Source organism: Streptomyces durbertensis (assembly GCF_014156695.1).
Classification (GTDB): Bacteria; Actinomycetota; Actinomycetes; order Streptomycetales; family Streptomycetaceae; genus Streptomyces; species Streptomyces durbertensis.
Genome location: NZ_WMLF01000626.1, coordinates 1 through 2,322 on the forward strand (window position 1 = coordinate 1; position 2,322 = coordinate 2,322).

1 protein-coding gene is annotated in these 2,322 nt (G+C 73.0%); it reads right to left on the reverse strand.

The window, feature by feature from the left end; genetic code table 11:
* The coding region (locus GL263_RS25215) for a GAF domain-containing protein (protein ID WP_182858051.1) at positions 1-1,762 on the reverse strand (1,762 nt) is incomplete at its 3' end.
* Positions 1,763-2,322 lie beyond the last annotated feature (560 nt).

A 2,322-nucleotide genomic window follows, 5' to 3' on the forward strand; every position in this document is an offset into this window, starting at 1 on the left:
GATGGGCGATGAGGCAGCTGACGAAGAGGCCGGGGTTCAGGTCGACCAGGAGGCGGTTGGTGCGGGCGAGGATGTCGCCCGGGGTGGCGCCGACGGTGGCGTGGGCGTGGACGGCGGTGCGGACCTGTCCCATGAGGGCGGCGGCAGTGGTGTTGTGCCCCTGGACGTCGCCGATCGCCGCGACGGCGGTCGTGGGCGTGCAGGGGATCAGGTCGTAGAAGTCGCCGCCGATGTCCATGCCGTGGCCTGCGGGCCGGTAGCGGGCGGCTGTCCTGAGGTGGGGGATGTGCGGCAGGGCGTGGGGCAGCAGGCCGGTCTGCAGGGTGTGGGCGAGGGTGTGTTTGGCGTCGTAGAGGCGGGCACGGTCCAGGGCCTGGGCGATCAGTCCGGCCAGTGAGGTGAGGATGGCCCTCTCGGCGGGCGGGAACGGGCGTGACTGTTCGTAGGCGAGGACCAGGGAACCGACCGGGCGGCCGGAGACGATCAGGGGGAGGAAGGCCCAGGCGGCCATCCGGTCCTGGTCGACGGCCGGTGGGTAGGCGCGCTGGAGGTCGGCGAAACTCGGGAAGAAGCTGGACTCCGCGGTGGTGACGGCACGGACGGCGGGGGTGTCGGAGGTGAGGGGAGCGCCGTCGAAGCGGGCCACCAGTTCGGCGCTGTATCCCCGGTGGCCGGCGATCTGCAGGCGCCCTTCCTTCACGGTCATCAGCGCCAGGGCCTTGGGGCCGAAGGCGGGCACGATCTGGTCGGCGGCCAGCTCGACCACGTCCTTGACGCCGGCTGCCTCGGCGAGGGCGGTGGCCACGTGCGTCAGGTGGTACAGGCCCGCCGCGCCGACGGGGCCGGACATGGAGGGGACGGTGGCCCGGGCCGGGGAGGCGGCGGGTTCCTCGGAGGCGGGGGTGATCTGGACGCTGATGCCGGTGTCGCTCGGGTAGAGCTGGAACACCAGCCCCGTGTCGGGTGGGCGCCTGGCGGTGAAGGAGGTGGGTTGCCGGGTGACCACCGCCGCCCGGTAGCGGTCTTCGAACGCCGGGTCGTGGAGCCACCGCAGTACCTCCCAGGGGCGGTGGCCGAGGAGGGAGGCGGCGTCGGCGCCGACCAGTTCGGCCCCGGCGGAGTTGATGAAGGTGAGTCGGCCGTCCATGTCGAGTGCGCAGCAGCCCACGGGCAGGCGCTCGGTGAAGCTCAGTGCGGCCATGGCCTGGGCCGGTTCGGCGTCGGCGTGGTGCGGTGCGGCGAGGAGGTGGGGTTCGTCGGGGAGACGCGGAGGCAGCCCGCTGTCGGCGGCCTGCCGCAGGAAGGCCGCCGCGCGGTGGCAGGACGCGGAGATCGCCTCGCGTTCGGCCGGGCTGAGCTGGGGCGGGTGCCAGACGGGCCACAGCAGCACGATGCCGCCCCACGCCGTGGTGGCGTCGGTGATCGGTGCCGCGGCGAGCATGAAGTCGTACGGGAGGACGATGCCGAGCCGCGGGTAGCGGCGGGCGACCTCCTCTTGGCTGCCCAGCCAGACCAGACGCCGTTGCCGCATGGCGTCGGCCACCGGGATTCCGGCATCCACCGGAATGCGGGCCCACGGCGCGGCGATGTGCCGGGGCACCCCCGAAGCCAGGACCAGATGCAGCACCTGTTCCCCGGGCGGCAGCACGTACACCAGGCCCACCGACGCCCCCGTGTCCCGCACCGCGTCCGCCAGCACGGCCTCCGGCAGCTCGGCAGCACGGCTCGCGGCAACGTCTCCGTGGTCGTCAGGCTTCCGCATGGCCCTCACCCGCTGCCGGTCGGGACGCGCGGTACCGCGTACGCGCCCGGAACGGCCGCCGGCCGCCTCGCCGCCTGCGGGCAGTACCGGCTCCCACGGGCCGAAGGGCCCGTGAACCGCCCGCCACGCCGGCGGCACCGCATGTCGCCCATATATGGACAATACGTCTGGCGGGCCGCGACAGCTCCCCGGGTCTACCGCCTGCCGAAGGTCTCTGCGCCCACCCGGTGCCCAGCCGCGTAGGCCGGTTCTCGATCGGGTCCGGTCGAGCCACCGGGTACGGCCTGCTCGATGACGTACGGCGCCCGGCTTCTCGTGCCCGGTCCCCTGGTGAGGGTGGTGTCGTGCGCGCGAAATCATGGGGCACGGCGTGTGCTGGAGAGGCTGGAGCGACCCGCGGCGCGGGTTCGACACCGGAGGCGGGCAGGAACGCCTGGGGGTGTCAACACCGGTTCCGTGTCCGTGGCGTGGGGTGGATGACGTCGCGTTGGTCACGGGGTGGTCGGTTCGTTCCTAGACTTCCGGTATGGAGCTTCTGGACGTCGGTCGGGTGCTGGTGG